This window comes from Paenarthrobacter nitroguajacolicus, assembly GCF_029952445.1.
Taxonomy (GTDB): domain Bacteria; phylum Actinomycetota; class Actinomycetes; order Actinomycetales; family Micrococcaceae; genus Arthrobacter; species Arthrobacter nitroguajacolicus_B.
On record NZ_JAQPPK010000004.1, the window covers coordinates 102,661 to 128,641 of the forward strand.

Sequence of the window (25,981 nt, forward strand, 5' to 3'; positions counted from 1 at the left end):
ATCGCTGGGATATCCCTCGCTGAAAGCGTCTCCCATCCTGAACCTGCCACCTGTAAGAAAGACATCTTCGTGATGCGGCTTTTGCGCTCCTGGGGTGGGTCACAGGTTGAGTGCCATAGCCACTGGAACCTGGGCCTCCCGGGCCGGCGCGCAACAGCTTCTCCCGTGGCTCACGCCGTGAACGCAAGGTCGTTCGGATGTAGCGCGTGGAGCAACGGCTTCCCGCGGGCCACCCTCAGTGCTTCATCGATGGTACTCGCCGCCATCCGTCCAAGTTCTGTTCCCAGCGAGCCAGCCATATGCGGCGTGAGGAGCACGTTGGGATGGGTGTAGAACTTGGAGTCCGGTGGAAGGACCCAGGGCGTGGTCACGTCCAGGACGGCGTAGAGATCGCCGCGCTGGATGCGGTCCAGCAGCGCGTCCTGGTCCACGAGTTCGCCACGTGAGGTGTTGATGAAGGTAGCGCCTGGCCGCAGTTCCGCCACCAGCCCGGCATCAATGAGGTTCTCCGTGGACGGTAACGACGGCGCGTGGAGGCTTACGACGTCGGAACTCGCCACGAGCTCGTCCAAGCTGACAAGCTCGACGCCGAGCGCGGCCGCCGCGGCGTTGTCCAGATAGGGGTCGGAGACAACGACGTCGAGGTCGTAGGGAGCGAGCAGGCGGATGACGTGGCGACCGATCTTCGACGCGCCGATGATGCCCACGCGCTTGCCGTAGTTGCCCATGTCCGGGAACACCTGATCCGGTTCAACGGTGGTTCTATCCGTATGCAGCTTCCGTGCCACCTGCAGGACACGCTTGTTGGCCAACAGGATCATGGCCACTGTGTACTCAGCCACGGGGATGGCGTTGACCTCGGCTGCTGTGCTGACCTGGATCCCGCGTTCCCAGCAGGCGTCGGTCACGTGATGCTTTACCGTACCGCCGGCGTGCAGGATGTATCTAAGCCGGGGGGCCTTTTGGAGGACGTCTGCATCTATGGCTGCGCAGTTCCAACCTGTGATGAGGATGTCGGTTCGGGCCAGGATGGCCTGTGATTCCGGGGATGCGAACTCCTCCATCGGTTCGGTATTGAGGAGGAGCAGTTCGGGAACCAGTTGGGCGAGCCGGTGCGGGGGGAAGATCCGGGGTGCCACGCCGGGTCCCATGGCCAACGCGACGTTCAAGGGGGTGTGGTTCATTTGACGCTCCCTGCGGTAAGGCCGGACTTCCAAAAACGCTGCAGGAGGATGAAGGCGACGAGCAGCGGGATGACGGAAAGCAGCGAGCCGGTGATGACCATGGGGGTGAATTCCGGTTGCGGGACCGAGTAGCCCTGCCAGATGGAGATGCCGACGCTGACCGGGAGCAGCTTTTGGTCCTGCAACATCACCAGCGGGAGCATGAAGTTGTTCCAGACGCCGACGAACTGGAAAAGGGCGATGGTGACGTAGCCGGGCATCATCATGGGAAGCCCCAAGGAGAAGAAGGATCGGATGGGACCGGCTCCATCCATGCGCGCCGCTTCCAAGGTCTCCCCCGGAACGTAGGACTCCGAGTACACGCGGGCGAGATAGACACCAAAGGGATTGCACAGTACAGGGATGATGATGGCCCAGATGGTGTTGGTGATCCCGAAGACGGAGGCCAACAGGTACATCGGGAGCACGGTGGCGGTGTTGGGAATGAGGACGCCCACCAGGACGAAGCCGAACAGGGAGTTCTTGCCGCGAAACTGGAACTTGTCGAAGGCGTAGCCGGCCATGACTGAGATGAGCCCACCGAACACTGCCCCGCATCCTGCGTAGAGGATGGAATTTCCAAGCCATCGGAAGAACACGCCGTTGTCCTGCGAGGCCACTGCGGCGATGTTGTCGAACAGGGAGAATTTACCCAAGGCGTACGCGCTGGTTCCGTAGAGGTCTGCCGCATTCTTGGTGGACGCGAAGACCAGCCACAGTACCGGCACCACCATGTAGGCGGATCCCAGGATCAGGAGCCCGTTGACGGTGAGCTTGCTGGCGAAGCTGCCGGCCGCCGTCGTGCTTTTCATGCTGCTGCGGGGCGGGGGCGGAGTGGTAGCGCCCCGGTGTCGGGTGAGGGTGGTGGTCATGACTTGTTCATCCTCGAGCTGATGCGGGTGACGGCCAGGGAAAGAATCGCGGCGAGGCCGGCGATGATGATGGAAGCTGCTGCGGCCTGGTTGAGGTTGTGCCGGATGAAAGCGGCGTCGTAAGCCCAGAGGTTTGGAACCCACGTGCTGGTTACCGAAGCCGTCGCCTTCGAGATGATGGAGGGCTCGGTGAACAACTGCAGCGTGCCGATGATGGTGAAGAGCATGATGACGCTCAAGGCAGGCAGGATCAGCGGGAACTTGATGCTGAAGGCTGCGCGGATCTCGCCGGCGCCATCAACACGGGCGGCTTCCAGGATTTCCCGGGGCACTGCCTGGAGTGCGGTGAACAGGATGATCACGTTATAGCCCGTCCACTCCCACACGCCGATGTTCACGATGGACGGCAGCACCAGATGGGCATCAAGGAAGTTGAGTTGGATTCCACCACCCTGGAGCACCTGGACCAGAGGGCTGATGCCCGGTGTGTACAGGTACGCCCAGATGAGTGCCGCGATGACACCGGGAACAGCGTGGGGGAGGAACACCAGAAGCTGGAACAGCTTGCGTGCCCGGGCAACGCCCGCATCCAGAAGCAAAGAGAACACCACGGCGCCGCCCACCATGCAGGGGATATAGATCAGGCAGTACAGGGCGAGCCTGCCGATGCCTTCCATGAAGGTCTCCGACTGGAACACCTGCAGGTAGTTCTCCAGGCCAACAAAAACTGTCTTGGGTTCGCTGAACCCGAGGCCGGACTTCTGCTGGGCATGGAGGCTCAGCACCAGCGAATAGATCACCGGGGCGATCATGGCGAGTGCGAAGACTGCAAAGAACGGAACCAGGAACAATGCGGCAGTGGGCCCGCCGGTTCCTGCCAGTGCGCGGCCTCGGCGGCGCGTAGTGGGGGCCAATGTGGCCATGGGATTCTCCTCGCTGCTTGGGGGTCCCTGTGCAGGGACCCCCAAGCTGATGTGGCTACTCAGTGACGGACAAGCCGGATTGCTTCAACCCGGCGACGGTTGCGTGCTGCGCCGTATCCACGGCTTCACGGATGGTGCCGCCAGTGGTCAACTTCCCGTAGGCGTCCTTGAGCGCGGTGTTGGTGGAGTCCCAGTTGGGTCCCCACTGCCAGCCGGGGGTGATGGTGCCGTAGGCCTTGCTGAACACGCCATAGATGTCGTTGCCGAAGTAACTGGCGTCGTAGGCCTGCTGCGCCACGGGGGTCAGTCCGGGGAAGGCAAGGAAGGCTGAACCTGTGTTGCCGCGCGCCTTGATGGCTTCCGGATTGGTGGTGAGGAACTCGACGAACTTCGCTGCAGCGGCAGGGTTCTTGCTGCTCTTGGTCACGTTGAAGCTGGAGCCGCCATAGAAGGCGCCGGCGTCCGAACCCCAATTGGGGAGCTCCGCAGCGATCCATTGGCCCTTCTGGCCGCTGGCTTCGGTGCGCTTCTGAATGCCCGTGGCGCTCCAGTTCGCGCCGACCACGCCAACAACCGTGCCGTTGGCCAGGTCCAGGCTCCACTCATCGCTGTAGGCCTGGCTGACCTTGACGATCTTTTCGTCGATCAGCTTCTGCCAGTACGTGGCGACCTTTTGGGTAGCGGCGTCGTTGACGCCCACCTTCCAGCTATCACCCTCCGTGCCGAACCACTTGGCGCCGGCCTGCCATGCAAGGCCGGCGCTCGCAGCTACCTCGTTCGGATTGAAGCTCGCGAGGTAGGCTCCAGGTTGTGCGGCCTGAAGCTTCTTGCCGGCTTCTTCGAACTCGTCCCAGGTCTTGGGGACGTCGACGCCGGCCTTGGCCAGCATGTCTTTGCGGTACCACATGACCATAGGGGCTGCGTCATACGGGAGGCCGAACGTGTTATCGCCGAACTGGACCAGGGCCTTGGTTTCGTCCGTGAGTTTGTCCACCGAGGCGGGCTTGTCGATCAGGCCATCCAAGGGAACTACCTGTCCATTGCTGACGAATTGGGGCAGCTGCGGGTACTCGATGGTGGAGACGTCGGGACCGTTGCCTGCCGTGATGGCCGTGGACAGTTTGGCGTATCCGCCGTTGGCTCCGTTCGGGATGGTCTCGAACGTAACCTTGATCTTGTCCTGGCTGGCGTTGAAGGCAGCGGCAACCTTGTCCATTCCGGCCAGCGACGACCAGAAGGTAATGGAGCCGCTGGGGTCCTCGGTCGGTGTAGGAGCCGACGCCGGGTTGGGGCCCGTGCCGCAGGCAGCGAGCAGGAGCGTGCTGGCGGCAAGACCGGCCACTCCTGCGAAGAGTTGGCGACGCTTCATGGTGTTCTCCTTTGAAACTTGCGATGCGAGGGGGGAGATCTGTGGTTTGGGCCACATGTCAGTGAATCCATGAAAGCTGCTGTTTCGAACATCTTCAACATTTCAAACATTTTCAAACACGCATGCACGGCCAAAAGGGTGCATCAACGCCTTGGTGTTGCGAAGCACTCTCGGAAATCTTCTGTTTGAACGAACAGAATTGCTGGACGGTGTTTATTTGGGGCTGCTAGAACTTTCGGACACGTTCCCAACCCAAACCATCCACGAAACGGGGATCTCCATGGAGACAACCAACATCAGCAGGCGGCTCGTCCTGCAGGCCGGCGGGGCAGCGTCGCTCGCCGCCGTCCTCGGCCTCGCAGCCGGCCAACCGGCGTCGGCCACCGCCCAAGCCGACCCCAAGCCCAACGGGACGAATGTCCTGGATCTGGGTCCCGCCGTCGTACAGTTCTCGCTGATGAGCGGGCTGTTGGTGGGCGACACGCTGTACATCGGTTCGCGCAACCTTGATCCGGTCCGCATCATCGCGTTCCACGTACCCAGCGGGAAGGTCACCGGCCAGACCGAACTCAGCAATGGGCATTCCATCCAGACACTTGCTGCCGATGCGTCGGGTCGATACTTGTACGCGGGCGTTCTGCAGAAGGATGTCGGGACCAAGCCAAACCTGTTCCGCTGGGACCTGTCCGCCCCCGGTACCGCCGCGAAGGCGCTGGGTTATATCGGGGACCGGGACGTTCGGGATATCAGCGTTGCCCCTAATGGCCGTGTCTATGCGGTGGGCGGTGGCAGCCCCACGGCGCCGGCGCTCTGGGAATACGACCCCGCGACGGAGAAGATCGTCAGCCTGGGAATTCCTGATTCCGGCGCGACGCTGGCGCGGGCCGTGGCGGCTACGGACGCCACCATCTTCTTCGGCGCAGGCAGCACGCTCAACGGTGGCAGCGGCGCGAGCCGGGCATGTCTGTTCGCCTACGACCACGCTGCAAAGTCGTTTAAAAACGTCACGCCGGCCGAGATGCTGGTGGATCCCAGCATCCGGGACCTCGGCATCGTGGGTGACAAGCTCCTGGTGAGCTCGGCAGGTTCGGTACAGAACTCCAAAGTGGCGGCACTCAGCGTGGCCACCCCGGCGTCCTACTCGCTGGTTACATCCGAGGGCAAGACGGCCAAGAACTTCGCCGCTATGGGCGATAAGGTCTATTTCGCCAACGAGACCGGGGTGCTGGCGTACAGCCCAACCGCCAATACGGTCTCGGCGATGCCGTATCAAGGACCGTCTTTAGGTGAAATCTGGGGTGTCGACGCCCGCGACGGCAAACTGCTGGTGACCTCGGGCTACGGCTTTGTTGCCGAGATCGACGCCGTCTCCGGTGCCACGAGAACAACCGACCTCGGCGAGGCGGGTGCGCCGTCGGATCCGCAAGCGGTCATGGGCATCGCGGCCGGCGCCGGTTACGTTTACGTGGGCGGCAACGGCGTGATTTCCCGACGCTCCCTAAGCACTGGTGAGGTGACCAACCTGACCGCCCCGGGTGAAGCCAAGGACGCCGTGGTGGTAAACGGCGCCCTGTACACGGGCCAGTACAGCGGCCAAGGCATCTGGAGCTACGATCCCCGCAGTGGTAAGCCGATCGCGCAGGTGGCGGACTTCCCCAAGGAACAGAACCGGCCGCTGGACGTCTGCTGGGACGACGCGAACAAGCTGGTGCTCGTGGCAGCGCAGGCAGACACCGAGGGCGGCGGATCGCTGTGGACCTACGATCCCCAAAACTGCAAGAAGGGCTTCTTCGTCAACCCAATCGACAAGGTCCAGTTGCTCCGGGCAGTGGCTACGCGTGACGGCGTGGCCTACTTGGGCGGTGGCAACCCCGGGCTCGACGGCCTGGGGACCGTGGTGGCGTTCGACCCGGTTGCCGGAAAGGAACTGTGGCGGCTGGACGCGGGTGCGGGCGCAGGTATTTCTGCCCTCGCAGTGCAGGGCAGGTACCTTTACGGCGTGACCCGCAAGGGCGGACTCTTTGTCCTGGACCTGCCCAAGCGCGCCGTGGTTCACCGCTCGGACATCAGCTCCGTCAGCTACGGATTCGCTGCCCTGGTGACCAACCGTGGCGTGGTTTATGGCGCCTCCAACACGCACGTGTTCCGTTTCGATCCCAAGACTTTCGCGGTGGCTACGGTCGTGGCGGATATCGACGGCGGCTGGTACAGCGGGGCGCATATCAACAACGACGAGGACGGTAACCTGTACACGATGCGCGGCCGGAACCTGGTGCGGATCGACGACCACCCACGGAAGTAACGCGGTTATCATTCGCTCACTTATGCTTGTTTGAACATTGGGATTCCGGAAGGGGCGGCATGCTCAGCGGGGAACGCCACGAGAAGATCCTGCGTGAACTGGAGTTGCGCGGCACACTGACCGTGAACGATTTCGCCGCGAAAACCGGCCTTTCCACCATGACAATCCGCCGGGACCTGACGCAACTGGCCGGCCAAGGCCTCCTGCGCCGGGTCCACGGCGGGGCCGTCAGGAATACCTCCGAGCGGCCCGGCGACGCTGAATACCGGCGGTCCCGGCAACCCCTGGCGACGCTCGGCTTGATCGTCCCCACCACCGGCTATTACTTCCCCGAAGTTATCCGTGGTGCCGAGGCTGCTGCCCGGTCCCTGAACGCCCGGCTCATCCTTGGCGTCAGCAATTACTCCGTTGAGGACGAGCACCGCCAACTCCAACGCATGGTGGCAAACTCAGTGGACGGAATCCTCTTGGCCACAGCGGGGCCGCTGGAACCGGGTGCGCCAACATTCGAGCTTTTGGCCGGATTGAAGATCCCCGTGGTCCTGGTTGAACGGTCCAGCCGGGCTTTCGAATCGGTCATGTCGGATCACAGCTACGGAGCCGAACTGGCGATTGAACATTTGGCGGCACAAGGTCATCGCAGGATCGGATTGGCCATAGCCAGGAGTGCCACTGCTCCGTGGCTTCGCGAAAGCCATGCCCGGATGGTGTCGAAACTGGGGTTGGAAGGCGACGCGCCCATCCTCGAGTACGAGCGCCTTGGCCCGGGCTTGAGCAACAACCAGGCCGAGATGACGCAGTTCCTCGATGACTGCCGTCGCACTGGGACCACCGCGGCGCTGGTGCTTCCGGACGAGGAAGCCATCACACTGATCCATGTTGCGGAGGACGCAGGACTGGACGTTCCGCACGACTTCGCAATCGTGGCTTACGACGACGAGGTGGCGGACCTCGCTGCTGTGCCTCTTACCGCGATCGCGCCACCCAAGCGGGACGTGGGGCATGCCGCGGTGACTATGTGCATGGAGCGCCTGGCCGGCAAGCAGGGGGCTTCACTCACGCCTGCCCTGCGCCGCGTGAACCTGGCCCCGAAATTGATTGTCAGGGAATCGTCTGCGGCAGAGGACTAGGACTTTGGCTTAGAGAGAAGAACTACCCAATCAATGCTGACACTATTGCTCTCTCGAGAAAGCTTTAGCGTATTGACACAAATACCGCCACGAGAAAGCATTAGAGCATGGAAGGAATCAAAGGACTCTCAACGGCAGAAGTCGCGGAACGTCTTGGAATAACTCAGGTATCCGTGCGCCAGCTCGTGGAATCGGGCCAGCTCATTGCCACAGGGCGAGTGGGCCGGTCCATCCTCGTTGACACGGCCTCCGTTGAGCGGCTGTCCTCGGTCGGCACCCGTCGAGGCAGGGCGTGGACAGTCAAGACAGCTTGGGCGGCGCTCGCATTGTTGTCCGGGCAGAACCCCGCGTGGATCTCATCGTCGGAGAAATCCCGGCTCAAAAGCAGACTGCGGCATCTCGATGCAGCCGCTGTCTGCACCCTCGCCAGGCATAAGGATCGCACTTTTCGGTACAGAGCTACACAGGAAGCTCTGGATCGCCTCAGCCATTACCTGATCCCCAGTGGGGCCGCCGCCATGCGTGACGAATCCACTGCCGAAACGTTCGGCATGGCTGGCGGCAGCGGCATCGCCGAAGGTTATGTCATGACCGGGGACGCCCAGGAGCTGGCTGATTCATTGGGCCTTGTCGGGGACCCGACCGGTAATGTCATCATCCATGAGGTCGAACTGGCAGAGCCGTTCGCCGAAGGCCGAGCACCTGTCGCCGCCGTCGCAGTGGACCTGATGGGGTCATTGGCCACCCGGGAACGCAGCGCCGGCAAGCGCATCATTGAGAAGCTGCTTCATGCCTGAGCGTAACCTGGCCGCGATGGCCGCGGCCAATGAACGGGAAATTTGGGACGTCTCCGTACTGCCGGGAGGCGGGGGCCGCGCCGTGGCCGCAGTGTGTCGAGCTGGCCAGGGCGCTCCCCTCCACTCAGTGGACGCTCGTGGGCGGCCTCATGGTCCAGCTGCACTCCGCCGTCGCCGGCCTGTCCGTCACCCGGCCAACCGCCGATGTAGACATCGTGCTGCACATCGAGACCGGCGCGGCCACTACGTCGTCCGTATCTGCAGTGCTCACCGGGCTGGGCTACACCCTACAGAAATCCATCGATCATGACGCTCCCGCGCACCGGTTCGTCCGCGGCAAGCAGCAGATCGACGTCATGATCGCCGACCATCTGCCGGAGTCAAAGGTTCCCAGCATCGGTGGCCGCAAGCCCTTCCAAGTCTCCGGCGGCACGCAGGCGCTCAAACGGACGGTTAACTGCCGACTTGTGGGCGGCGACGGCAAGCCTGTCCTCATCAGCATCCCCAACGCGCTTGGTGCCTTGGTCTTGAAGGGTGCGGCCTACCGGGAGGACTCCCGCGACCGGGACCGGCACCTCGACGACGCCGTGGTCCTGTGCGCCACCATCAAGACGCCACTTGCCACCGCCAAAGAGATGGGCGGCAGCGACCGGCCGCATACTGACAATTCAGAGGGTGCTTGAGAATCCGGGCCACCGTTCCTGGCAACTCCTTGATGAAGCTGATCGGGCAACTGCGATGGATGCACTACGCATCCTGGCCAGCAACCCGCAGCAGCTCCTGCCGGTGAACAGGCTCAAAGAGGGGTAGCAGGAGGAGCCGCGCGATAACTGTGCCATCGAATTGGTGGCCTGTCAGCGCTGGGCTTGCAGTGCTGCGTCGAAAACCGGGGCGTCCACCCGACCACGGATGAAGAACAACGACCCGAGCCCCACCACGATCACCACTATGTTTCCGAGCCCGGCAATCGCGGCAAGTGGGCCTTCGGCGGCGTGTGCCGTTTGCAGGAAGATGCTGGGATCCGTGCTGGCGTGCAGCAGGATGGGCACGATCAACGAGCCGGACAGCCGCAAAGCCAGATACATGCAGATGCCAAACGCGAACGTGTAGAGCAACTGGAAGAGCGTCACGAACAATGACTGTCCGGAGAGCAGGTTGCCCGCGTGCAATCCCGCGAAGATGCCACCCGAAATAACAGCAACAACGATCTCCCGGTACCGCGCTTTGCGCAGCATGTTGATGACGAAGCCGCGGGTCAGCGTCTCTTCGGCGAAGCCCACAAAGAGTCCGGCAAGCAGCCAAGTGGCCACAACATCCAGACCAACGGAGTTGTAGTCGATGGTGGCCATGCGGAGGATATTGAACGCCAGTACGGCAATGACCGCAATCCACATCCAACCACGCCCATGGATGGGCTGCCGGGCAAAGAGCCCGCGGAGCCAGCCAACGGACCAGCCGAAAAGGGTCAGCAGGATGCAACCCAGCAGGATCGGGAGCCCGTAGACGGCAAGGATGAAGGCCGCACTTTCCTGGTCGCTGATACTCAGGGCAAGGGGCGCGAAGAGCAAGGACCCCAGCTCATACAGGATGAAGTAGACGGCGGCGAGCAGCACGGCCCGCCACCAGCCGCCCTTCTCCCAAAAAGACTTCCAACGTGACTGGCCTGTTTGCCCCATTTTGTTGCCCCCTTGTATTCGGTTCCCTCTGCTGGAAACCGGCCCGGTTTCCAAACTACCGGAGGCCGGCCACGCCGGCACGGGCCAGCCGGTGGTAATCGGCGTGCATCAGTTGGGAGGCCGCTTCCTCGTCGAGGATCACCGTTGCCCACGGATGAAGCTGAACGATCGAACCCGGGACAGATGCGGACACCGGTCCTTCCAAAGCGGCGGCGACGGCGGGCGCCTTGGCTGTTCCGAAGGCCAACAGAACCAGGTGACGGGCCCGCTGTATGGTGCCAAGTCCTTGCGTGATGCAATGGCTTGGAACCTCGGCCGGGGAGTCGAAGAATCGAGCATTGTCGGCACGGGTCTGTGCCGCCAGTGCCTTGAGGCGGGTGGTGGAACCAAGCGAAGACCCCGGCTCATTGAACGCGATGTGGCCGTTGGTGCCGATGCCGAGGATCTGGACGTCGATTCCACCAGCAGCGCGGATCGCCAGTTCGTACTCGTCCCCGGCTGCCTCTACGTTGGGACCCGTACCCCGGGGTGTCATCACCAAAGAAGGCGTCAGCCCCAGCGGCTCCACGACTTCAGAGGTGATGACGGACCGATAGCTCTGCGGGTGTTCCGGTGGGATGCCGAGGTACTCGTCCAGGGCAAACCCCCGGACTTTGGAAACATCCAAGCCATGTTCCCGTACAGCCGAGGCCAGGGCGGCGTACGTGGTCAGCGGCGTCGAACCAGTGGCCAGTCCCAGGACGGCGTCGGGTTTGTGTTTCAAATGCTCAACAAAGAGGGACGCAGCGGCGTTGCCTGCCTCTTCCTGATCGCGGACGATGATGACTTCTGCCATGGACTTTCTCCTGAGTTAGCTGTTGTTGCCGCAGATCGCGGCGCCCACCGAACCGGTGGGAAGTCCCGGCGGGACCAATCGGACACGGTGCCCCAGAGCCAGGCCGGCGAGGAAAGGGGATGCAGCACCGGCGCGGGCGAGCTCTTGCCGAATTCCGCTGAGCAGCGGCTGGCCGAGCGAATTGAGGCCGCCGCCGATGTAGATGACGCCCGGGTCGAAGGTCAGGCCGAGGACCCGGACGGCGGCAGCGACGCCGGCAAAAAACCGTTGCTGAACGTCCAGGGCGAGCGGATCGCCGTCGAGCGCTGCGTCGAACAGTGAGGCCGCCGGCCACGGCCCGGAGCCTGACCATTGACGGGCAAGACCGGACCCCGATGCCACCAGCTCAAGGCAACCGGTCTGCCCGCACGGGCAGGCGGTGTCGAGGTCACCCGAAAGCAGGGGCAGGTGGCCTATCTCCCCCGCTGCGCCCGACGCGCCGCGGACCAGTTGGCCATTGCTCACGAATCCTGCGGCAAGGCCCGTTCCGAGGTTCAAATAGGCGCTTGTTCCGGTCGCCTGACCAGCGCCCAGAAGGTGGTGGGCGCCAACGGCGGCAGCGTTGACATCATTCTCCACGGACACGGGAAGTCCAAGCGCGGATGTGACCACGGAACCCAATGCAAGGTCCTTGAGACCGACATTAACGGCGTTTGCCACCGTGCCTGAATCCGTGTCAACGATGCCGGGAATCCCGATGCCCAGGCCCGCAACGGGCCGATCGAGCAAGGTCTCGGCCCCGAGGACGTCACGGACCAAGCCGAACAAAGTGCCCAGGACCTGGTCTTTGCCGAACCCCGTGGGCCGGCGCAAGGTGTGCAGCACATTGTTGTGGTCATCGATAGCGACAACCTCGGTCTTCGTGCCGCCAATATCAGCCCCGAGACGGATAGTGCGGGTGCCGGTGCGGACGGTGGTGGATGAAGTCACAGTGTTCTTTCTGGCTGCAGCGCCAACAGGCAGCTGGAACGGAAGGAGACGGGGGAACCGGTATCGAGGCTCCGGTTGATTGCCTCGACCAGCGCCACAATGTCCAGGATTTCGGCCCACGGCACGTTGGGGGTTCCAGTGCGGACGGACTCGACGATGCCTTCCAAAAGCCCGGCCAGCATGGACTCCCCGGCCTCGATCGAGAATGCGCTCCCGTCCATCCGGGGTTCGAGATGGCCCGTGGTCTGCGGGCTCCACTCCACGTCCCCGCCCAACACTGCCTCCCGGCCGTCAACCCAGCGGATGGTCGCCTTGAGGGAGCAGTACGACGGCGGCGCGCCACCGCTGCGGTCAGAGGCACCATCGGCGTCGCGAACGGCAGCCGCGGCAGCACCGGCGTCGACGATTGCACCTTCGGCGATGACACCGGGCCCAAGGGCCGCAACGGCCAAGTCCACCAAGTGCACGCCGTACCAGGAGAACCCGGGGTGTCCGGGTTGGGTCGGTAGCGGCCCGTCCAGGACCACCCGGCGAGGCCTGCCGCTGGAAACGGCCGCGCGGAATTCCGGCGTGAAACGCTTGGGTGATCCGGCCAGCACCAACGTCCCCGAGGCGTCCGCGAGGGTAAGCATGGCCCGGGCCTCCGCCAGTGTGGGCGCGAATCGGGTGTCTACATAAACAGGCTTGCCGTAGCCCACCACCCGTTTGAAGTACTCCGGATGCATGCGGGCGTCCGAGGCCACGATCAGCAGGGCATCACAGGCTTCGGCCACTGCCTCCGGCGAATCGCACAGCGTGACACCAAGCGCCGCCACCTGATCGGCGAAGTCATCGACCCGGTCGCGGCCCAGCGGAAAGTCCGACGCCGGTACCCCCTTCCAGGCGTGCGTCACCGTCCCGCCGGGGACCGCGCCGTCGAACCCGTCCCCGAAGAGGCGGGCAAAAGACGGCGCGTGCGGCGAATCGACGCCGATCAGTCCGAACCGTATCGGGGCAATCACAGTAGGCGAGTTCATCCTTTGACCCCGCTGTGCGTGATGCTCGCGACGATGTGCTTCTGGAGGAAGGCGAAAATCACCAGGCAGGGGATGAAGCTGACAAACGCGGCCGCCATGATGTTGGAGGTGGACGCGGTCTCCGTGTTGAGGGTGGCCAAGCCCACGGTCAGTGTGCGGGCGGTGTCTGATTGACCTACGACCAGCGGCCACAGGAGGTCGTTCCAGTGCCAGAGGAACACGAAGATGGCCAACGTGGCCAGCACGGGCCGGATCAAGGGAAGCACGATCTGCCAGAAGGTGCGCCATTCCCCGGCACCGTCGATGCGTGCTGCGTCGAAGAGCTCCTCGGGCATGTCCTTCACGAACTGGCGGATCAGGAAGATTGCCTGGGCATTGGCCAGGGTGGGCAGGATCAGGCCCCAGAGCGTGTTCACGCCGCCCATTTTGGAGACCAGGATGAACGTGGGAATGAGCGTTGCCTGCACGGGGACCATGAGTGTGGCGATGATGGCCCACAGCAGGGCATTCCGTCCCGGGAAACGCTTGCGGGCCAGGGCATAGGCGGCCATGGAAGCGGTCAGGAGGACAACCACCACGGAGACAGTGGAGTACACGAACGAGTTCCAGAGCCACAGCGGGAATTCACCCACGTTGAAGATGCGGACCATGTTGTCAAAGGTCAGCGACGACGGCCAAGCGTAGGGAATGGTGGGTGCATCGGCAGGGGAGAGCGCAAGGACCACCACGGCCAGCAGGGGTGCCACTGTGAAGAGCGAAACGATGGCGAGGACCCAGGTCAATGTCCGTTGGCGGCGTTTTTCGGTGTTGGGCCGCATGGAAACCGGAGGGATGGGTGGGGAGACTACGGCTGTCACTTGGAGTCCTTTCCTTCGAAGAATCGTTGCTGCACCAGGGACAGGACCAGCACGATCACGAACAGCACCACACCTACGGCCGAGGCGTAGCCGAAGTCGAAGAACTTGAAGCCTTCGTCGAACAGGAAGTAGATGAGGCTGTGGCTTGCCCGGGCGGGGCCGCCGCCGGTCATCACGTAGATGGTGTCGAAGACCTGGAAGCCGACGATCGTCTCAATGACCAGCACGAAGAACACCACAGGTTTCAGGAGCGGCAACGTCACGAACCAGAAGGACTTCCAGGCGCCTGCACCGTCAATGCGGGCGGCCTCGTGGACTTCGGCGGGTTGCGCCTTGAGCCCGGCCAGGAAGATCAGCATGGAGTAGCCGAATCCTTTCCACACGGACACAACAGCCAGGGACAGCAGGACCAGGAGCTGTGGGCCGGAGGTGAATGGCACGGGTCCCAGGCCCAGCCCGCCGAGCGCCGCATTCAGGGGACCGTCGGTGGAGAAGATCCACGTCCAGATGATGCCGGCCATGACGAAGGAACTGAGGTACGGGATGAACAGTAGTGCCCGGAAGGTTCCCGTGTAGCGGACCAATTTGTCCAGCAGGACAGCCCCGGCCAGCGACACCGCAATGATGAACGGAACGAAGATCACCACGTAAAGGAAAGTGACGCGCAGGCTTTGCCAGAAGTTCGGGTCTGCTGCCAACCGGACGTAGTTGTCGGCGCCAAGAAACTCGAAATCACCGTTGAGGCTGTACTCCGTCAGGCTCATGGCTCCCGCGCCGAAGATCGGCAGGAACTTGAAGAGCCCGAAGATCACCAGGGTGGGCAGGACGAAGAGGATGCCGGCAAGGGCCTCGCGGTTACGGACCTTCTTCCTCGGGGCAGGTGGCGGAGGCGTTGCCGCCCGGGCCGCGGAACGGGTTTGGGTGTGCACTGACATGGGAAACCTATCTGCGGGGTCGAATCAGCGGGCCGCGCGCTGCAGGATGCCGCGTGCTTCCGTGGCCGCCTTGGCGAGGGCTTCCTTGGGCGTGATGTCCCCGCGAAGGGCCGCCTGGATGTTGGGTGCCAGCGCACCCATGACCTGGCGGGCCACAGGCGAGGATTCGCCTGGATTGGCCGTCTTCAGGGCTGCCGCCATGGCCTTTGAATCGGCATCCTCGCCGAGGGCGGCGGCATCTTCGCGGGTGGGCAGGTTTCCGGCGGCGGCGTTGAGGGCTTTCTGGGATTCAGCCGAACCCAGGTACTTCATCACTGTGTAGGCGGCTTGCCGGTTCTCTTTCTTGTTGATGGAGGTCAGGGCGAGGAGCCCGGGGTTGCCATAGGTGGCCTGGACCTTGCCTGTCAGGGGTTCCCCGAGCGCAACGTTGTCAGCTCCCAGGGCGGCCCGCATCTGCTTGAGTTCCGGGAGGGAGGTGGTGGCGCGCATCGCGGCCTTGCCGGTGGCGATCGGAGCGCCCTCCACCTTGGGGCCGTCGGTGGCGGCGTCGGCGGGCAAGCCGCCGGCCTTCTTGAGGTCCACCAGGAGCTGCAGGGCCGATTCGCCTTCTGCCGAGTCGAAGGCAACATCCTTGGCGTCGTCGCTGAACACCTTGCCGCCGGCCTGCCACAGCAGCGGATAGAAGGACAGGTTCAGCGTCTGTTCAGGACTGCCCGCGTAATCCATGACGGCGATGCCCTTCTTGGCCAGGACCGGTGCCGCCGAACGGAGATCATCCCAGTTCTTGGGCAGTTCCAGGCCCGCATCCTTAAAGATCTTGGTGTTGTAGGCGGTGGTGTTGATGTTCTGGAAGAGCGGGACGCCGAACAGTTCGCCGTCGAAGGTCGCGGCATCAAGGGTGTTCGGGTAGAAGGAGTCTTTTTCCTTGGACACGGCTTCGTCCACCGGCAACAGTCCCCGGACGTTCCGGTAGGTGGCGGCCTGGTCAGGCGTAATAAGCACGACGTCGGGTCCCGAGCCCGCGGCCAACGCGGCCGAAATCTGGGCGTCGCGCTTGTCGAACGTCTGCAGTTCGATGGTCAGGTCGATTCCCGGGTTTGCCTTCTCGAAGGCAGCCTCGGTGTCCTGCCAGAACTTCTTGCTGGCCGTCTCATCCTTGATGACGGGATACATCCAGAGGGTGACCTTGCCGCTTGCGGGTCCGGCGTCACTCGACGATGAGGACGGGCCGCCGCACGCGGTCAGGGCAAGGGCTGCAGCGGTAACGACGGCGGCGGCCAAGGCTGCGGGTGGGCGCAGTTTTCGTGTGAACATGATCGGCTTACTTTCTGCTGGGGGTGAGGCTGGCGTCTTGGAGGTTTTTGAGCGCAATGCTGTGGCGGGCGGCGTGGGTAGGTTCGGGTTTCAGGAGGGGGTCGTCCGTCTCCTGCATCCAGGCGAAGAGCGCGACGGACAGTTCCCTCAGGGTGTCCGCGTTCGTTGGTTCCCCCGCTACGTTGTCCAGTTCCGCCGGGTCCGTACTGAGGTCGTAGAGCTCCAGTGCCGGGCTGGTGGCTATGGTTGGCCCGCCCAGGTCCACGGGCAGGCTGCGATGGACCCAGGACTGGGTGGGGTCCATTGCACGCGGCGCGTTGGAGAAGTTGACGATCAACTTGTGCGTGGATGTCCGCACGGACCGTTTGGGGTCGTAATACGTGTGGAACGTCAGTTGGCTGAAGCAGTGTTCGCGGATGGGTTCGCCGCGTTCCACCGCCGCCCGGAGGCTGGTCCCCGGAAGGTCCGCCGGAACCGTGAGGCCGGAAACGTCCAGCAATGTGGGCAGCACGTCCACGTGGCTGACGATTTCCGAAACCCGTTTTCCGGCCCAAGCCCGGTTCAGCGGGTGGCGGATCATGAGCGCGACTTCCAGTCCGGCGTCGTACAGCGTGCATTTGGCGCGAGGCAGCGCGAGTCCGTGGTCCGTCGTGAACAGCACCAGCGTGCTGTCCTGCAGCCCAAGGACGTCCAGTTCGGCGAGGATGCGCCCAACGCCTTCGTCCATGTGCTTCACTGCGCCCTGCAGCTCGGCGATCTCCTCGCGTGAACCGGCATCGTCCAGCAAGTGCGACGGGATGCTGTGCCCGCGGGAGGTGTCAGGAATGACGCCGTCCGCCAGGAAGCCCATGACGCCGGGGCGGTCGTGCTGCGAGGGGACGCGGTGGGGTTCGGTGAAGCCGACCTGGAGGTAGAACGGCCGGCCGCCGGCTGCCATCCTCTGGAGCGCATCAGTCGCGCGGCTTACGACGACGTCCCGCGCACCCCCTGTACGGGCGCGGTCAAACCCGAGCCTGTCGGCGACCACGTCATCGGGCAGCACGCGTGATTCGTGGTGCACGCCAATCAGTTCCGTCTGGTAACCGACTGACTTGAGGCGGTGTGCGATGTGTTGGCGGGGCTCCTTGAGGTCCCAATCGAAGGGATCATGGGTCAGGCCGAGGACACCGTTGCTTTGCGGATACGTGCCGGTGAACAGGGACGCGCGGGCGGGGCTGCAATGTGGCGCCGTGGCGAAGGCTTTTTCGAACAAGGCCGATTCGCTGGCCAGCGCATCGAGGTTGGGGGTGGACACGGTGCCAACGCCGTAGCTTCCCAGGAAGCGGCCCAGATCGTGGCAGTGAAGGAGAAGGATGTTGCGCATCGGCTAGCCCATCTTTTCCAGGTCAGTGCGGGTCACGGCATGTTCCAGCGGCTCTCCGGCAAGGAAGCGGCGAAGCTCGTCCACCACGATCTGCCCGGCCCGGCGGCGGGAATCCACTGTGGCGCCGGCGATGTGCGGGGTGAGCAGGGCGTTCGGCAATGATCGCCAGCGGTCATCGATGGGCAGGGGCTCAAGGTCGAAGACATCCAAAGCCGCGTCGATACGGCCGGAGGATACCTCGGCGTAGAGCGCGTCCATGTCCACGATGGTGGAGCGGGCAGTGTTCACGAACGCCGTGCCGTCCTGCAACAGGGCAAGCTGGTCCCTGCCGATGAGTCCACGGGTTTCGGGGGTCTGCGGCGCGTGGACGGCTACAACGTCACTGGCGGCACATAGCTTCTCCAGGCTGGTTGAAAGCCGTGCCAGGGGATCGTCCGCACTGAGGTACGGGTCGTAAACCCTGACCTCCGCGCCAAGTGCGGTGCAGGCTTCGATGTACCGGCGGCCGGTCCGCGATGCACCCACTACACCGATGCAGGCGCCGGAAATCTCCCTTGCTCGCGGGGCCATGCGGGCATCCTCCCAGGTCCGGCCGGAGCGGAGGCTGTGGTCAAGGCGTTCGACCCGGCGCAGCAACGCCAAGGTGAAGGTGAGGGAGAGCTCGGCAACGGCGGGTGCCATTGCCGCTCCGGACTGGGAAATGGGAATGCCTGCTTCCCAGAAATCCTCACTCACCAGGAAATGAACGGAGGAAGCTGCGTGAAGTACGCAACGCAGCTTGGGGGCCAGAGCCAGATGCGTGGCGTCCAGGCGGGGGAACCCCCAGGCCGTTATGGCGATTTCGACGTCTTCGGCCACCTCGGCAAAAGCCTTGCTGGATTGGAGCGCCTCGGGTGGCACCACGGTCACGTGTCCCAATTCCGCAAGTGCAGCCAGGGTCGAGGGTGGAAAGAAGGAGTCGAATTCCGCCTCGGGAACGCTGAGGAGGATCTTCAGGGCGGGTGACTGAACAACGGCGTTGTTGGAGTTCATGCGGTTGACGCTACTGATTGTTTATTAGTTTTGTCAATGACTAAACTAATGGAAATGATGATGGAGAACCGTCCCATCCGGCTCCGATGCCACAATAGGGAAGGTCCACAGCGACGTAATCCCAGGAGACCCGTGCAATGAAGCCCCGCGCAGGAAGCAAGGCCCTGATCCGTGAGATCAACGAGGCCCTGGTGCTCGATATCGTTCGAACCCAAGCGCCCGTATCCCGCGCCCGCATCGCTGCCCAAACAGGGCTGAGTGCTGCCAGCGTCACTGGTATTACCGGCAAACTGGTCCAGTCGGGCCTTCTGATCGAAACCGAAATTGTGCGCGGAACGGGAGGGCGTCCGGCAAGGCTCATTGAACTGGGCCGCGAAGGTGTTTTTGCTGCCGGGGTGCGGTTGTCCGGTTCCGGGGCGCTCGCAGTCGTCGTCGACCTGCGCGGCACTGTTGTGGCAACGCATGCCGAGCCCCTGACCACCCTGGAGCCCGGCGACGCAGCTGCGGCGGTGGCGCGGGCCGTCGCAAAAGCGGCGTCCGGCATGGAGCCGCGTGTCATAGGCCTTGGGGTAGCCATATCCGGCGTTGTGGATCAGGCGAGTGGCGTTGTTCGGCACAGCGGAGCCATGGAGTGGGCCGACGTGCCGTTCCAACGCATCCTTGAGGAAGCCGCCGGCGAACCGGTGGTGATCGACAGCTACGTCAACTCCTACGCCCGCGGCCTGCTGTTCGACGGCGGGTTCAAAGGCCGGGAGATGCTGGTCTTCAGCGTCGGCACGAGCCTGGGTACCGCCGTCGTGGTTGAAGGCCGCATCCAGCGCGGTTTCAACGGTTCCGCCGGCGGTTTTGCGCACTCGCGCGCGATCACCGACGGCGGTCCGCCGAGGAGATGCCATTGCGGCGCGGACGACTGCCTGGAAACGCGCGCCAGCCTCTGGGGCCTCCAACAGGAACTGCAGCGCCAGGGCCTCAATCGGGAGATCAATTCCGACGCCGACAGCCAACTGATTGCCCGGGCGGCCGGGCACGTGGGAATCGGCATGGCGAACCTCGCCAAGGCGCTGGGGCCGGAGAAGGTTGTGGTCGGCTTTGCGCCTGAGGCCTGGATTGGCACGTTTGCTGAACAGGCAAAAGAGGCATTTCTGGTGGAGTACCAGCATGCGAATACTCCTCCTCCCGGGGTTGAAGCGGTCACGACGGACCATGCCGCTGTTGCCAGGGGAGCGGCATGCGCGGTGTTGGCGGGGTTGTTTACTGCGAGGGATTCACAGCCGGAAGGGTTGCAGCCGGAGGAGTTGCAGCCGGCCGCCGAGACGGCCTGACTGCAACTCTCCCCGGGCGATCCCGCAAGCTGAGGATCAGCCGGCTTTCCGCATCAGCTGCATGGCCCCGGTGTCATCGATCCGGACCAGGTTGGGGCCCTGAAGCGTGTACAGGAAACCGTCTTCGTCCGCGGTGATATGCGGGCCGCTGTACCAGCCGCCGTTGATGCCGGCCACCACCACTGACACGGCGAACGTGATGGGGTCGATACGGAAAACAGTGGTGTCGGAGACGCCATACACAATGCCCCGGCTGACCTGCAGGGCACCGAAGTCGGTGCACACGCTGCTGAGGTCGCCGCGATGGACCACTTGGCGCGTTTCCAGATCGACGACAAAGAGACCGGCCGCGCGCCGGGACATGCCGTAGAGATATTTGCCCTGGATGGCCATGGCAGCGATACCGGCGCTCTGGCCCGGGTCGAGTCGCCACAGTTCCTGGTTGGCCACCGGATCCCAGGCAACCACGGTGCTGCGTGGACCGTCCGCGTAGATGTTGTCGCCGCCAAGGTAGGCTACGCCGTCCTTCGTTGCCACCGCGCGAACCATCTGGAGGGTGTCGATCGGGTTCACTTTGGTGATCACCTGCGTGGTGGCGGGGTTGTAGGCCGCAAAGCAACCACCGCCGCCGGTGTCGTTCTGGGCGCCTGCAATCACCAGCCCGTTGACAGCATCCCAACAGACATCCAGGGGACGGTTCTGGCCAGCGGGGAGCGCAGCTACCTGGTAGGGGAGTTGCCCGGTGGTGGGATCGTAGGCGAGTATCCCCCGGGAGTTGTACTGTCCAGTGAACAGCACGCCGCCCACCACCACGGCATCCTTGGCTTCGCCTGTGGCGCGCAGATAGCTGACGGTATTTGCCGCCAACTGGTGCCGCGCTATGACTCCGGTTCCACCCACGTACACATCCCCGGCGCCAGCGGCGAGGCCCATGCACAGCTGCGGTCCGCCGGGTGCTCCCGCGGTGGTGAGGTCATGCTTTACAGCCGTCTTGGCAACGGGATCTATCTCAATGACGTCGTAGGAGGAAACAGTCAGGGCTTTGCTTCCGTACACGTCCAGGCCCCACATGGCGCCAACGTCTTCGGTGAGGATCTGCGTGATCTTTTTGGTGGCCATGTTGTAGGACCACACTCCGGGTTCCTTGACGAAGAACACCTGGTTCCCGAGCTGCCTGAACATGACGCCGGTCTTGGGGATGATGGTGTATTTCGAGTGGTCCGCGAGGTTGATCAATACTGACTTGCCTGGACCTTTCACGCCCACGCCGAGTTGTCCGTCCAGGACGCTGAGCGAGGTGACCGACACCCCGGCAGCGACCTCGGCAGGGAGGATATTCGTGAAGGCCCTAGTGGCGCGGTCGAACGCGAAGAGCCTGCCGGGGCTGGATCCGTTGCCGCCACCCAGCGTGCTGCCGGTTCCGAAGTACACATAGTTGGCCGTAGCCGCGACCGCCTGGGCGATCGTTGCTCCCGGGTCCGGGACACCCCAGCTGGTTGTGGCGTTGGTGCCGGGATCGTACTCCCAAAGGGACGGGGCATTGCTGGTGAGGCCGCCGCCTGCTGCGTAGACCTTGCCGTCGGGAGCCACCGCCAAGGCCCGGATGTCGCGGTCTCCGGTCTCTCCCACCCCCACGGCCGGGGAGGCGGGCGTGCTCAGATCCCAGCGGTAGATGTTGGGCTTGCCGTCGATGCCGTCGCGCAGCACTCCGGCGTACAGGTAGCGTCCAGTGGGGTCCGCGGCCAAAGCCTGGATGCTGTAGCCCGAGCCCAGATCGGTCCGCGACGTGATGGTTTGGGTGGGTAGATGGAACCCGATGATGCGGACAGGGTTCAGGTTCCGCGAACCGATGTACACAGTGTCGCCCACCAGGAGCGAACTCATGAGCGAGAACTGCACGACGGCGGGTCCCAGGTCGGTTATCTGCGGACCGGACGCTGCCAAGGGCTTGGCCGCGTTGGCATTTCCGTTGGACATGGAGGCAAAAGCGGCGGCCAATCCGGCCACACCGCTGGTCTGCAACAGCTGACGACGATTCAGGGAAAAGGACATGGAAGGTCTCCTCATTGAGTATCCCGTTGGGGGTCCAGGGGTGGTAGCTTCCGAGACGTTCCGGATACGTTCAGGGCACCTGCGATCAGTGTCCCAGCCGCTTGCGTGCGAATTCCAGAATTCGAACATTTTCAAACTCGACACTTCGAGGACTTCATGTCGAAGACGGGGATCCCGTGAAGATCAGGTCCTGTGTTCCCACCGGGGCCGGTTAAGGCTAGCCCCCGGCCCTCCTACTGCCCGGCAGCCTTCAATAAGTGGTCCGGAAGTCGGTTACCCGGTGCCCGACCGCGGATTTCCAGGAGTTCGCGGGCATGTGCGTGCAGCTTCTTGTCTTCGTCCGACACGGGGATCCACTCGGGAATCGGCACGGCCGTGCCCGTTTCATCGCGTGCCACCATCACCGTGAGGCAGTAGGTAGTCAGGTTCATCTCGCGGGTTTTGGGATCGCCGGACCGCACGTGGACCGCGATGTGCATTCCCTTTGCGCCGGTGTAAACAAGCCGTGCCTCGACTTCCACCACGTGGCCAATCAGCAGGGGCCGGTAAAAACGGACGCCACCGGAGAACACAGCCACGGTGTCCTTGCCGCAGTATCGTGAGGCGCAAACGTAGGCAGCCTCATCGATCCACTTCATCACGATCCCACCGTGGACCTTGCCGCCCCAGTTCACATCAGTGGGGGACGCCATGAACCGCAGCGTCACGCGCTCGGCTGTACCGGCGTCGGTATATTCCTGGGCGTTCATCGCATTGACGATCTGTTCGCGGACCCCGATGCGGGCCAAGGCGTGGTCCCGGGCCTCAATCTCGGCGGGCGTGGAGGGCTCGAACTGTGGGACGGGGATGGGCTTGCCGTCGGGTCCAACGGCCACGAAGATCACCATGCACTGGCTGTGCATCGTCTCCGGACCGCCCTTGGGGTCCCGGGAGCTGACCACCGTATGGATGTGCATGGAGGAGCGGCCGGTATAGACAATCGTGGACGTCACCTCCACCATGTCCCCGCTGTTCACGGGATCAGTGAAGTGGATGTTGCCCACATAAGCTGTGACGCAGTAGGACTTGGCCCACCCGACCGCCGCTGCATAAGCCGCTTTGTCCACCCATTCGAGGACGGTCCCGGCATCGACGGATCCGCTGTGCCCGACGTCGGTTGGGGCTGCCAGGAAACGGAGTGTCACGGAGTTGCCGGCGTCGTCGCTCATGCTGGAAGTTTACTGGCGGCATGTTTCTGTTACGTGACTAAGACTGCGCTCGCCGGAGGCCCAGTGTGGCGATGAGGTCCTCGTGGAGTTCGAACCAGACGCGATGGAAAGAGTCGCGGTCTGTGCCGGTCAGCCATGCCGAATCCTGTACCGAACGCTTGAGTGCCAGCAGCAGACGCCCTGAGTAGCCCTCGAACCGGGGCAACCTCCGGGTAAGTTGAGCTTCCAGCGGCCTCCAGGCCGCCACGGCCCCAATGAGGACATCCATTTCTTCCCGACTGCCCGGAGCTCCCAACTGGATGGCGCTGCAGGCGCCGACCACTCCGTCATTGAACTCTGCAAAGTCATCATGCGCGGCCATGACAACGGTTCGGGCGCCCGCCCTTTCCAGTTCTTCGGAAAGCAGTCGCTCGTTCTCTGCCCGGCCCAACGTGGACAAGAGCCAGCCGCTGGTTCCGGCGAAGCTGCTGCGGGAAACCAAGCCGTTCCTGCCGGCGTCGATGAGGACGGACTCCACCACGTTGGGGTCCTGGGCGAACCGCGCTGCTACAGCTTCGGTATCAGCGAAACCCAACAGGCGCACGGCGTGCAAGGCCAGGAGAGTCATTGGGTCTCCGCCAAGGTGACGGTTCCTGTGGTTCCGTCGACCGTCAAAAAGCCGCCGTCGATCACCAGCTCCAGCGCAGACCGAACGCCCAGGACCGCCGGGATTCCATACTCACGGGCGACGATCGCGGCATGCGACAACATTCCACCGGTCTCAGTGACTACTGCCGATGCGATGCCGAAAAGAGGTGTCCAGGCGGGATCGGTGGTACGGCAAACCAGCACATCCCCTGTGCGAAAACGGTCAAATTCGTCGGGACCTTGAATGAGGCGCGCCGTTCCGCTGAAGCTACCGGCGCTCGCCGCGGTCCCCGTCAGGACCAGCCTCATTGTCCGTTTCCTGCTGCTGTGCGCGGACGGTCGGAGAGCCGATCCAGCCGCTGCTGCGCAGCCTGCGCCGAGCGGAGGCCGAGGCTCTGTGCGATCTGCGGCCAGGTCAGCCCTTCGGCCCGGGCCAGGAACAAGAGTGCGGTTTCGACGGCGTCCATCTCGCCTCTGGCGGCCGGAACCAGCGCGAGGGCCGCGCTGAGGTCAGAGGCATCCGGCGTTTGATCGCCCTGTTGGCTCCGGGAGCGCCACAGCGCGTGTTGGATCAAGTCCATGGCCGTTGGCGGCTGCGTCTCGTGGAGCCACGGGCGCTGGGGGAGTTCAGCGGCGCCGCGTTCCAGGAGTAAACGGGCCGCCTGGGACTGGAGCTCTGCAAGTTCGTGGTCGCGGGACGGGGGTGACGTGCTCATGACTCCGAGCGTCCACCATCAACACTTTGTTGTCAATATTTTGTTGATTATCGCCTCCGGTTTGCGCTCTAAATGAGAATCAATATCATTTAATCCATGTCTCATCACCCAAACCCCACTCCTTCCCGCCTGTCCACCCAAAAGCGTCGCCTCCCCGCCTGGCCGATTGCCGCCGTCGGGCTTTCAGCTTTGCTGCTCGCCGCCTGCGCCGCCCCCGGTGGTTCCGCCGGCAACGAGGCCGGCGCTCCGTCGTCGAGCACCTCAACACCCAGTCCCAAAGAGGCAGGTGCGCCGACGCCGCGCCTGGTTTACACGCACGACGGCGGCATCGGAGTTCTCGATGCCACCTCGCTTGAGCAGGTGGGAACGGCGGAGTTGGAGGGCTTCAACCGCCTTAACCCCGCGGGTGACGGAAGGCATGTTTTCGTGTCCACCGGAGATGCCTTCCGGCTCTTCGACGCCGGTGCCTGGTCCGAACCGCACGGGGATCACAGCCACCATTACGTTGCAGAGCCCGGACTGACCGGGTTTGCCTTTGAGGCAAACAAGGCCGGCCACGTGGTGCTGCATGCCGGCCGCACCGTGCTGTTCAATGACGGATCCGGGAAGGTGGAGAGCTTCAAGAGCGCCGCGCTCGGCGCCGCAGTTGAAGACGGAAAGCTGCCCGCGACGGACGTTTACACAACGCCTGAGGCGCACCATGGAGTGGCTGTTGAGCTTGAGGACGGCAAGCTGCTGGTGACCCTTGGCAACGAGGAAAGCCGGTCTGGAATCGCGGTGCTGTCGGCTGGCAAGGGTCAGGAGCGGCAGGAGATCGTGCGCAACGAAGACTGCCCGGGAGTCCACGGCGAGGCCGTCGCCGCGGGTGAAGCCGTGGTGGTCGGGTGCGAAAACGGCATGCTGATTTACAAGGACGGCGTTATCACCAAGGTCTCCAGCCCCGACGCCTATGGCCGTTTGGGTAACCAGGCGGGATCGGAAAAGTCTGCAGTCATCTTGGGCGACTACAAGGTGGACAAGGCAGCAAAGCCTGAGCGGCCCACCCGGATCTCGTTGGTCAACACCGAAACGGCCGCCATGCAGCTTGTGGATATCGGCACCAGCTACTCGTTCCGCTCGCTGGGCCGTGGACCTTCGGGTGAAGCGCTGGTGCTCGGTACCGATGGCGGGCTCCGGGTGATCGATCCACTGTCCGGCGCGGTCACATCCACCATCCCCGTGGTGGCCCCGTGGGAAGAGTCGGCAACTTGGCAGGACCCACGGCCCACCCTTTTTGTCCAAGGCTCGACGGCGTTCGTCACTGAACCTGCCACACAGTCACTTCACGCTGTGGACCTGAAGACGGGGAAGGTGGCGAAGTCGGCGAAGCTTGAGCACACGCCGAACGAGCTCACTGGCGTCACGGGCTAGACGCTCCATCACGTCCCACCCCTTTCCGGTGGA

25 protein-coding genes are annotated in these 25,981 nt (G+C 63.6%); 7 read left to right on the plus strand and 18 right to left on the minus strand.

Features of this window, described 5'->3' with window-relative positions; translation table 11 throughout:
* Positions 1-170 precede the first annotated feature (170 nt).
* From PJL15_RS04070 to PJL15_RS04085, 4 genes are read right to left on the minus strand one after another with little or no spacing between them, the layout of a single operon-like run.
* A complete protein-coding gene (locus PJL15_RS04070) occupies positions 171-1,184 on the minus strand; it encodes a hydroxyacid dehydrogenase (RefSeq protein ID WP_281449928.1) in 1,014 nt (337 codons plus the stop codon).
* Positions 1,181-2,095 (minus strand): carbohydrate ABC transporter permease, encoded by a 915-nt coding sequence (locus PJL15_RS04075; protein WP_281449929.1) that lies wholly within the window; start codon positions 2,093-2,095, stop codon positions 1,181-1,183. The genes PJL15_RS04070 and PJL15_RS04075 overlap by 4 nt, the downstream gene beginning before the upstream one ends.
* Positions 2,092-3,018 (minus strand): carbohydrate ABC transporter permease, encoded by a 927-nt coding sequence (locus PJL15_RS04080; RefSeq protein ID WP_281449930.1) that lies wholly within the window; start codon positions 3,016-3,018, stop codon positions 2,092-2,094. The genes PJL15_RS04075 and PJL15_RS04080 overlap by 4 nt, the downstream gene beginning before the upstream one ends.
* A 55-nt stretch (positions 3,019-3,073) precedes the next feature.
* On the minus strand, positions 3,074-4,387 hold the full coding sequence (locus PJL15_RS04085) for an ABC transporter substrate-binding protein (protein ID WP_281449931.1): 1,314 nt from the start codon (positions 4,385-4,387) through the stop codon (positions 3,074-3,076).
* Between the two features lie 280 nt (positions 4,388-4,667).
* On the opposite strand from PJL15_RS04085, the gene PJL15_RS04090 reads away from it, so the two are divergent.
* From PJL15_RS04090 to PJL15_RS04110, 5 genes are all read left to right on the plus strand, one after another.
* Positions 4,668-6,689, plus strand: a complete 2,022-nt coding sequence (locus PJL15_RS04090) for a PQQ-binding-like beta-propeller repeat protein (RefSeq protein WP_281449932.1) — start codon at positions 4,668-4,670, stop codon at positions 6,687-6,689.
* Positions 6,690-6,748: 59 nt separating this feature from the next.
* Complete coding sequence (locus PJL15_RS04095) at positions 6,749-7,819, plus strand: substrate-binding domain-containing protein (protein WP_281449933.1); 1,071 nt, start codon at positions 6,749-6,751, stop codon at positions 7,817-7,819.
* A 107-nt stretch (positions 7,820-7,926) separates the two neighbouring features.
* The gene (locus PJL15_RS04100; protein WP_281449934.1) at positions 7,927-8,616 is read left to right on the plus strand and encodes a helix-turn-helix domain-containing protein; all 690 of its coding nucleotides are present in this window, start codon (positions 7,927-7,929) and stop codon (positions 8,614-8,616) included.
* 29 nt (positions 8,617-8,645) lie between these two features.
* On the plus strand, positions 8,646-9,299 hold the full coding sequence (locus PJL15_RS04105; protein ID WP_281449935.1) for a hypothetical protein: 654 nt from the start codon (positions 8,646-8,648) through the stop codon (positions 9,297-9,299).
* Complete coding sequence (locus PJL15_RS04110; protein WP_281449936.1) at positions 9,292-9,426, plus strand: hypothetical protein; 135 nt, start codon at positions 9,292-9,294, stop codon at positions 9,424-9,426. Before PJL15_RS04105 ends, PJL15_RS04110 begins: the two co-directional genes overlap by 8 nt.
* Positions 9,427-9,470: 44 nt before the next feature.
* Here the strand turns inward: PJL15_RS04110 and PJL15_RS04115 are convergent, their stop codons facing one another.
* The 9 genes from PJL15_RS04115 to PJL15_RS04155 are packed head-to-tail and all read right to left on the minus strand — an operon-like array spanning position 9,471 to position 18,613.
* Complete coding sequence (locus tag PJL15_RS04115) at positions 9,471-10,292, minus strand: CPBP family intramembrane glutamic endopeptidase (protein ID WP_281449937.1); 822 nt, start codon at positions 10,290-10,292, stop codon at positions 9,471-9,473.
* A gap of 55 nt (positions 10,293-10,347) precedes the next feature.
* Entirely contained in the window at positions 10,348-11,127 is a 780-nt protein-coding gene (locus tag PJL15_RS04120) for a glucosamine-6-phosphate deaminase (protein WP_281449938.1), read from the minus strand.
* A gap of 15 nt (positions 11,128-11,142) precedes the next feature.
* Complete coding sequence (locus PJL15_RS04125; RefSeq protein ID WP_281449939.1) at positions 11,143-12,096, minus strand: ROK family protein; 954 nt, start codon at positions 12,094-12,096, stop codon at positions 11,143-11,145.
* The gene (locus tag PJL15_RS04130; protein ID WP_281449940.1) at positions 12,093-13,112 is read right to left on the minus strand and encodes a Gfo/Idh/MocA family protein; all 1,020 of its coding nucleotides are present in this window, start codon (positions 13,110-13,112) and stop codon (positions 12,093-12,095) included. The genes PJL15_RS04125 and PJL15_RS04130 overlap by 4 nt, the downstream gene beginning before the upstream one ends.
* Positions 13,109-13,969, minus strand: a complete 861-nt coding sequence (locus PJL15_RS04135; RefSeq protein ID WP_281449941.1) for a carbohydrate ABC transporter permease — start codon at positions 13,967-13,969, stop codon at positions 13,109-13,111. The genes PJL15_RS04130 and PJL15_RS04135 overlap by 4 nt, the downstream gene beginning before the upstream one ends.
* Positions 13,966-14,904, minus strand: coding sequence for a carbohydrate ABC transporter permease (locus PJL15_RS04140; protein WP_281449942.1), 939 nt, complete (start codon positions 14,902-14,904; stop codon positions 13,966-13,968). The genes PJL15_RS04135 and PJL15_RS04140 overlap by 4 nt, the downstream gene beginning before the upstream one ends.
* A gap of 24 nt (positions 14,905-14,928) precedes the next feature.
* A complete protein-coding gene (locus tag PJL15_RS04145) occupies positions 14,929-16,218 on the minus strand; it encodes an extracellular solute-binding protein (RefSeq protein WP_281449943.1) in 1,290 nt (429 codons plus the stop codon).
* A gap of 7 nt (positions 16,219-16,225) precedes the next feature.
* Positions 16,226-17,581: a sulfatase family protein gene (locus tag PJL15_RS04150; RefSeq protein ID WP_281449944.1), complete on the minus strand. Its 1,356-nt coding sequence runs from the start codon at positions 17,579-17,581 to the stop codon at positions 16,226-16,228.
* Between the two features lie 3 nt (positions 17,582-17,584).
* On the minus strand, positions 17,585-18,613 hold the full coding sequence (locus tag PJL15_RS04155) for a hydroxyacid dehydrogenase (RefSeq protein ID WP_281449945.1): 1,029 nt from the start codon (positions 18,611-18,613) through the stop codon (positions 17,585-17,587).
* Between the two features lie 137 nt (positions 18,614-18,750).
* Here PJL15_RS04155 and PJL15_RS04160 point away from each other — a divergent pair, with 137 nt between their 5' ends.
* Positions 18,751-19,935, plus strand: a complete 1,185-nt coding sequence (locus PJL15_RS04160; protein ID WP_281449946.1) for an ROK family transcriptional regulator — start codon at positions 18,751-18,753, stop codon at positions 19,933-19,935.
* Between the two features lie 36 nt (positions 19,936-19,971).
* Here the strand turns inward: PJL15_RS04160 and PJL15_RS04165 are convergent, their stop codons facing one another.
* The 5 genes from PJL15_RS04165 to PJL15_RS04185 form a co-directional block, all read right to left on the minus strand.
* Positions 19,972-21,987, minus strand: coding sequence for a twin-arginine translocation signal domain-containing protein (locus PJL15_RS04165; RefSeq protein WP_281449947.1), 2,016 nt, complete (start codon positions 21,985-21,987; stop codon positions 19,972-19,974).
* A 233-nt stretch (positions 21,988-22,220) separates the two neighbouring features.
* Complete coding sequence (locus tag PJL15_RS04170) at positions 22,221-23,195, minus strand: acyl-CoA thioesterase (RefSeq protein ID WP_281449948.1); 975 nt, start codon at positions 23,193-23,195, stop codon at positions 22,221-22,223.
* 37 nt (positions 23,196-23,232) lie between these two features.
* Entirely contained in the window at positions 23,233-23,802 is a 570-nt protein-coding gene (locus tag PJL15_RS04175) for a hypothetical protein (RefSeq protein ID WP_281449949.1), read from the minus strand.
* Complete coding sequence (locus PJL15_RS04180) at positions 23,799-24,131, minus strand: PEP-utilizing enzyme (RefSeq protein WP_281449950.1); 333 nt, start codon at positions 24,129-24,131, stop codon at positions 23,799-23,801. Before PJL15_RS04180 ends, PJL15_RS04175 begins: the two co-directional genes overlap by 4 nt.
* Positions 24,128-24,538, minus strand: a complete 411-nt coding sequence (locus tag PJL15_RS04185; RefSeq protein ID WP_281449951.1) for a hypothetical protein — start codon at positions 24,536-24,538, stop codon at positions 24,128-24,130. Before PJL15_RS04185 ends, PJL15_RS04180 begins: the two co-directional genes overlap by 4 nt.
* 96 nt (positions 24,539-24,634) lie before the next feature.
* On the opposite strand from PJL15_RS04185, the gene aztD reads away from it, so the two are divergent.
* Positions 24,635-25,948 carry a zinc metallochaperone AztD gene (gene aztD / locus PJL15_RS04190; protein WP_281449952.1) on the plus strand — a complete coding sequence of 438 codons (1,314 nt, stop codon included), beginning with the start codon at positions 24,635-24,637 and terminating at the stop codon, positions 25,946-25,948.
* Positions 25,949-25,981: the final 33 nt, after the last annotated feature.